This is a genomic window from Clostridioides sp. ZZV14-6153 (assembly GCF_020657855.1).
Taxonomy (GTDB): Bacteria; Bacillota; Clostridia; order Peptostreptococcales; family Peptostreptococcaceae; genus Clostridioides.
The window spans coordinates 47450-54250 of sequence record NZ_JAGWCZ010000020.1 but is presented as its reverse complement, the minus strand read 5'-3'; the positions used below and the strand labels follow the sequence as shown (position 1 = coordinate 54250).

Sequence of the window (6801 nt, the reverse complement as noted above, 5' to 3'; positions counted from 1 at the left end):
GCCATATAAATGGTAATCATAAGGGTTAGGAACTAGCCTAATAGCTTGGAGATACTGATAACAATAGTTATCTTGACCAAGAAGCCACCACTTCAAACATTACTGTAGGTAGTTAAGTGGATGGTAGTTCACTATAATAGTTCCAGCTTATGCAAATACAACTGTTGGCAATTCATTTATGTCAGCAGAACAATCATATAAATACTACAATGAATTTATATGGAATGGAAGATATGCAGAGTGTATTTCTTTAGAAGAAACACTTAAAAGAATGAAATAGATAAGTATAGACTACTATATAAGAAAGAAAATTTAGCTAAATAAGGCACATTAATTTGAATTGATGTGCCATTTTAGGTGTAATAATTTATGTAAAATTGATGTGATTTTTATTTCTTTAAATCTAATTTTTCTTGAGTTCCTTTATTTAAGAAACTCTTTTTTTATGTATTTTATGTATAGAATATATACTTGTACTATAGTTTGTATTTTAGATAAGTTTAATTTTTGTCTTAATCTAAAACAAAAGTTAGACTTAAATGAAATTGAAAAGGCTAAAATTATCAAATAAAATAAATATTGTGGAGGTGATGAAAATCCAGCGATAATATAAAGACTAATCTTAATAAGAAAGTAGGGATTAATAGAAGTGGACAAAGAAATTGTATCAATTCTTCAGATTTTATTAAATAGCACATTGATTACAGCTGATGAACTACAAGAAGAATCTAATGCATCAAAGAGGCAAATTACTTATAGAATAAATAAAATCAATGACATACTTAAAGTAAAAAAAGTACCACTTATATATTTAAGAGCTGATAAAGATATTATTGTTAAAAAAGATACAAAAGATGCAATTGAAGAAATCCTAGAAAAAAACTATTCTAAGAATACTTACTACTTTAGCAAAACAGAAAGAATTTTATATATGTATTTAATGCTTTTTATTAATCTGGAGGATATTTCAATTAATCATTTTATAGATTCTATAAAAGTAAGTAGGTCTACTGTAAATCTTGATTTTAAAGATTTGATACCAGGGCTTGAGAAAAAGAACATTAAAGTTAAGAACAATCGTATAAACGGATATTACTTAGTCGGGAATGAGATGGAAATTAGAAGAGTACTTATTAAAAACATTATAGAAACGCTATCTAATGAGAAAAGTTCAAGAGTATTTGATATTTTTATTGAAGAGTATAAGTTAGATAGTTTTGAAGAAGCTAAAAAAATTATATTAAAGCTTGTAAAAAAATATGAAATTACTTTTGTTGAAGATAGATTAATAGAGTTCATATATATCTTTATCTTTCTAAAAGCAAGAATGTATTCAAATAGAATAGTTATTCAAGAAAATATAGATATTCCTAATATTGCAGTCATGAGTTCGATGAAGGAATACAAATTTGCTAGGGAACTATTAGAAGTATATGAGAGTAAAGAGAAGATAAAATCTCATAATATAATGTATATTAGTGCTTGGATTTTAGGTATATCAGTAGGAAATGATGAAGAAGATACAGAAGATAGAGCTGTTATTTCAAAAATTGTAAATAAAATGATGACAAAGTTTGGATATTTAAGTGGAGTTTATTATATAAGCCAAGAAAAAATATTTAAGAGACTATATTCTCATTTTAGACCAGCCTATTACAGACTTTTATTTAAATTGCCTATTTATAATCCAATTTGTGAAAAGGTAAAAGAAGAATATAGATTAGTTTACAGAATTGTGAGTAATGCAATGAAAGAGTTTTGTGGGCTATTTGGAGAAGACATTCAAGAAGAGGAATTAGCGTATTTAACTATGCATTTTGCAACCCTTTTCTCAGATAAAAAAGAGTTTGATGGACCTAGAAAAAGGAGAGCATTGATAGTTTGTTCAAATGGTGTTGGTAGTTCAGCTATTTTACATGCAGAACTGACAAGCTTGTTCCCTGATTTGCATTTTCTACCAATATTAGAATCCTCTGAGTTGGAAAATATCAGTGAATCTGTAGACATTGTGTTTACTACTAATTATAAGGCAGAGGGTTTAAAAACAGACGTTCCAGTAATTAAAGTTAGTCCTGTTATGACCCCAAAAGAAAAATATAAGGTTACACGTGAAGTGTACATTCAATTGGGTGATATTTTTTTAAGGCAACCTAAAATAGATGAGGTTATGGATATAATAAAAAAATATGCAAAAGTAACTTCTGAGAGTATGCTTTCAAGTGAGTTATTAGCTTATTTTACACAGATAGAAAATTTTACGTCTAAGGAAGGAGAAGGACCTATGCTAAGTGACATTACTAATGAAACACTAATAAAACTAAGGATAAAAGCTAAAGATTGGGAGGAGGCTATTAGACAGTCAGCTTCTGTCTTAGTTGAAAATAATAAAGTAACTGAAGACTATGTCGATGCTATGGTTAACTCAGCAAAGGTATCTGGACCATACATAGTAATTACAAAACATGTGGCACTTCCACATGCTAGACCAGAAGCAGGGTCAAAAGAAATTGCAATAGGGATTGCTACTTTAGAAAATCCTATTGAGTTTGGAAATGATGATAATGACCCTGTAAAATATGTATTTTGCTTAAGTGCAATAGATAATAATAGTCATTTACGTGCTATGTCTGAGTTAGTTGAATTATTGGAAGAAGAGGAATTCTTTAGAGTTTTAGATAATGCTAAGGAAGCCAATGAAATTATTGATTTTATAAAAAAACACGAATTATAAAAGGGGGATTTAATTATGTATAAAATTTTAATCGCATGTAGAGCAGGAGTTGGCTCAAGTTTGATGTTAAAAATAAAGACTCAACAAATTATTAAGGAAAATAATTTTCCAATTGAAGTAGAGCATGGTTCATTAGACTCATTAAATGGATTCAATGGAGATGCTGTAGAAACATTAATTGATGTTGCTGAAGAGTTAAAAAATAAAGATTTGAAATTTGATATAATTGGAATTCACAATATTGTTGACCGTAATGAAATTAAAACGGCATTAGAAAAATTTCTTGCATCGAAAGAAAAATAAAATTTAATAGAATAAGGAGGGCTATTTATGGAGTTTATTATTAGTTTATTGAGTACACCAGCTGTTTTACTTGGTGTAGTTGCATTTATAGGATTGATTCTTCAAAAGAAACCAGCTGTTGAAGTATTTACTGGAGCTTCAAAAACACTTATAGGTTTCTTGATATTTGGTATTGGTGCTTCAGCTATGACTGGAGCATTACAGAACTTCAATAAATTATTCCAACAAGGTTTTGGAATTACAGGTGTTATAGCTTCACCAGAAGCAGCTACTGCACTTGCACAAGGTACATATGGTTTTGCAGTTTCATGTACATTGATTCTTGGATTCATATTAAACTTAGTTTTTGCACGTATTACAAGATTCAAAAATATTTTCTTTACAACAGGTCATAGTTTATTCTTTTCTTGTGTATTAGTTTTGATTATGAAAGCACATGGATTCGATAATACAATTACTATTTTAGTAGGTGGTACTATCTTAGGATTTATGTCTGCTGCATTACCTCAATTCTGTCAACCATTTATGCGTGAACTAACAGGTGGGGATGAACAAGCTATTGGTCACTTCAACATGATTGGCTATGGTTTATCAGGTTATATTGGTCGTTTATTTTCAAAGCATAAAGAAGAAACAACAGAAACGATTAAATTTCCTAAGTGGTTATCAATATTCAGAGATTTCTTAATGGGTCTGTCTATAGTTATGCTAATCTTATTCTATGTAGCAACATTAAAAGCTGGTCACGCATTTACTCAGGAACTTGCTGGCTCAACACACTGGTTGGTGTTCCCTCTTATAGAAGCATTTACATTCGTAGCTGGTATGTCAATATTAATGTCAGGTGTTCGTATGTTCTTGGCTGAAATAACTGCAGCATTCGTAATTATTTCAGAAAAATATATTCCAGGTTCACGTCCTGCATTAGATGTACCAACAGTATTTCCATACGCACCAAATGCAGTTATTATCGGATTTATTTCAGCATATGCTGCTGGTCTATTAGCAATTGTTATTATGGCATCACTTCCTAATATATTCCCTGTAGTAATTATTCCAGCCGCTCATATATGTTTCTTTTCAGGTGGTACAGCTGCAGTATTTGGTAATGCATCAGGTGGATGGAGAGGAGCTATTGTTGGCTCATTCGTTGTAGGATTATTTCTTGCATTCTTACCAGTTATACTATATCCAGTTTATGGGACACTTGGTATAGAAGGTGCAACTTTCCCTAACATTGATTATAACGTGGTTGGTTCAATATTACATAATATTTTACAATTTATAAAACCTATCTAAGACATATTAATATTATACAAGGACAATAGGTATTACCATTATAATTTTAAGGAGGATAAATCTATGGTAGAAAATACATTACCTGTATTTCTAGAGAATCTATCTAATGAAGTTGCGACGTTCATTGCTTCAATAGATGAAGTATCTATAAACAAAGCACGTGATTTAATTTTCGAAGCAGAAAGGAATCATGGACGTGTGCATGTAACTGGTATTGGTAAGCCAGGCCATGTATCAGGATATATTTCCTCATTGCTTTCTTCAACTGGGACACCAGCATATATATTGCATGGTACAGAAGCAGTACATGGGTCAAGTGGTCAAGTACTTGAGGGTGACGTTGTTATTGCAATATCTAATAGTGGTGAAACTAAAGAATTAAAAGCAACTGTTGAAACATTAAAAGCAAATGGAGCAAAAATAATTGGTGTAAGTGGCAATGTTGATTCATACTTAAAAAATTCTTCTGATATATTTTTATTTGCAGGTGTTAAACAGGAAGGCGATTGCCTTAATAAGGCTCCTCGTGCGTCAATTCTTGCTGAAACTATAGTATTACAATCATTAAGTGTTGCACTTCAGTACGCTAAAGGTCTTGATGCACAGCAGTATTTGAAGTGGCACCCAGGAGGAAGTCTTGGAAAGTCTATTAGAGAGGGAATGTAATTTTATGAAATATAAAGGTATTATATGTGCAATGATAACGCCATTTGATGAAAATCAAAATATCAATCCACATGCAACATGTGAGTTGATTGATTATCTAATTGATAGAGGAATCTATGGATTATTTATTTTAGGAACTAATGGTGAATGTCATGTACTTACAGATGATGAAAAGGTTGAATTTGCAAAAATTGTTATCAATCATACTAATAATCGTGTACCAGTTTTTGTTGGTACTGGTGGCAATTCAACTCGTGAAGTTATAAATTTATCTAAGAGAATGGAAGACATAGGTGCAAGTGCATTATCGATTATTACGCCATACTTTGTGGCTCCAACACAACAGGAATTAATTTTACATTATAAAGCTATTGCTAAGGCAGTTAACTTACCAATTATGATGTATAACATGCCAGGTAAGACAGGAATTAATATTGAACCTGAGTCAGTATGTGAATTATCTAAGGTAAAGAATATTGTTGGAATAAAGGATAGTAGTGGTAAGCTTGATAATATAAAAGCTTATATTGAAATAACTAGGAATGAAGACTTCAGTGTATTTTCAGGCTCAGATTCACTTATTCTTGACACCTTGAAATCTGGTGGGCAAGGTGCTGTTGCAGCCACAGCAAATTTTCTAACAGAGATTGATATTGCTATTTATGATAACTTTATCAAGGGTGATTTAAAAGCAGCTCAAAAAGCTCAAAATAGTATTGAAGAACTTCGTCGTATTCTAAAATTTGGGACTATCCCATCTGTTATAAAGAAAACTGTTGTCTTAAATGGAATTAATGTTGGACCTGCACGACTTCCTGTAACTGAGCCAACTAGAGAAGTACTTGAAGAAATTAAGCAAGTAGTTGAAAATTATATAGCAATGTTTAATAAAGTGTTATAAATAGAGCAGGCAATTATGTTAATGTGTAGAGAATACATGTCTTATAAGCAATATTAATAAATTAAATAGAGATTAAAACGCTTTAATGAATACAGAGGTGAACGATATGAAAAAGATGAATATAACCAAAAAAATGGTAGAATGTGGAGCTCTAGCAATTGTAAGGGCGGAAACACTTGAGCGTGCATGTGAGATTGCTGAAGGCTGTATTAAAGGTGGAGTACCAGTTATAGAAATGAGTTATACCTTGAATAATGCTGGGGAAATTGTTCAAGGGCTTAGCAAGAAGTATGGTAAAGTACTTTGTGTAGGAGCAGGAACAGTTTTGGATAGCGAAACAGCTCGTCATGCCATTTTACATGGAGCTCAGTTCATTATTGCACCGAATTACAATGAAGGTGTAGCAAAAACTTGTAATAGATATCAAATTCCTTACGCACCAGGGTGTACATCATTGACAGAAGCAGTAGATGCATTGAGTTTAGGGGCTACCTTTATCAAAGCTTTTCCAATATCAGATTTCTATGGACCTAAACTAGTGAAGGTATTCAAGACACCAATACCTGATATGCCGATATTGGCAAGTGGTGGAATTACTCTTGATAACTTACATATATGGTTGGAAAATGGTGTTGATGTGTGTGGATTTGGTGGGTTATTAACCAAAGGTAGCGTTGAAGATATTGCTGAAAATGCTAGAAAGATTCGTGAAATAATTAAAAATACAAGAGAAGCTTAAAGTTGGAGCTGTTGCATGAACAATTATAAATTGATGTGTAACAGCTTTCTTTTTTATGTAGAGTAGCTTATTTTTAATATACAAGGAGAAATTCCTCTTCCTCACTGTAGGAGGTGCTCTACTAGATTTTATAAAACAATACATAGAAAATAAAATATCCTA

6 protein-coding genes are annotated in these 6801 nt (G+C 31.5%); all 6 read left to right on the top strand.

The genetic code is table 11. From position 1 onward, the window contains the following. Window positions 1-649: 649 nt before the first annotated feature. Window positions 650-2731, top strand: coding sequence for a BglG family transcription antiterminator (locus KGF46_RS17795; protein WP_227862212.1), 2082 nt, complete (start codon window positions 650-652; stop codon window positions 2729-2731). A gap of 15 nt (window positions 2732-2746) precedes the next feature. Beyond that, entirely contained in the window at window positions 2747-3034 is a 288-nt protein-coding gene (locus KGF46_RS17790; protein WP_227828608.1) for a PTS sugar transporter subunit IIB, read from the top strand. 27 nt (window positions 3035-3061) lie between these two features. Beyond that, a complete protein-coding gene (locus tag KGF46_RS17785) occupies window positions 3062-4333 on the top strand; it encodes a PTS ascorbate transporter subunit IIC (RefSeq protein ID WP_227839123.1) in 1272 nt (423 codons plus the stop codon). A gap of 63 nt (window positions 4334-4396) precedes the next feature. Next, window positions 4397-4999 carry an SIS domain-containing protein gene (locus KGF46_RS17780; protein ID WP_227828610.1) on the top strand — a complete coding sequence of 201 codons (603 nt, stop codon included), beginning with the start codon at window positions 4397-4399 and terminating at the stop codon, window positions 4997-4999. A 4-nt stretch (window positions 5000-5003) separates the two neighbouring features. Further along, window positions 5004-5900, top strand: coding sequence for a 4-hydroxy-tetrahydrodipicolinate synthase (dapA, locus tag KGF46_RS17775; RefSeq protein ID WP_227828681.1), 897 nt, complete (start codon window positions 5004-5006; stop codon window positions 5898-5900). A gap of 106 nt (window positions 5901-6006) precedes the next feature. After that, window positions 6007-6639 (top strand): ketohydroxyglutarate aldolase, encoded by a 633-nt coding sequence (locus KGF46_RS17770; protein ID WP_227828611.1) that lies wholly within the window; start codon window positions 6007-6009, stop codon window positions 6637-6639. Window positions 6640-6801 lie beyond the last annotated feature (162 nt).

Excerpts from the sequence above, each read along its gene's own strand:
- KGF46_RS17770 (WP_227828611.1), top strand. The coding sequence starts at position 6,007 with ATGAAAAAGATGAATATAACCAAAAAAATGGTAGAATGTGGAGCTCTA.
- dapA (WP_227828681.1), top strand. The coding sequence starts at position 5,004 with ATGAAATATAAAGGTATTATATGTGCAATGATAACGCCATTTGATGAA.
- KGF46_RS17780 (WP_227828610.1), top strand. The coding sequence starts at position 4,397 with ATGGTAGAAAATACATTACCTGTATTTCTAGAGAATCTATCTAATGAA.
- KGF46_RS17785 (WP_227839123.1), top strand. The coding sequence starts at position 3,062 with ATGGAGTTTATTATTAGTTTATTGAGTACACCAGCTGTTTTACTTGGT.
- KGF46_RS17790 (WP_227828608.1), top strand. The coding sequence starts at position 2,747 with ATGTATAAAATTTTAATCGCATGTAGAGCAGGAGTTGGCTCAAGTTTG.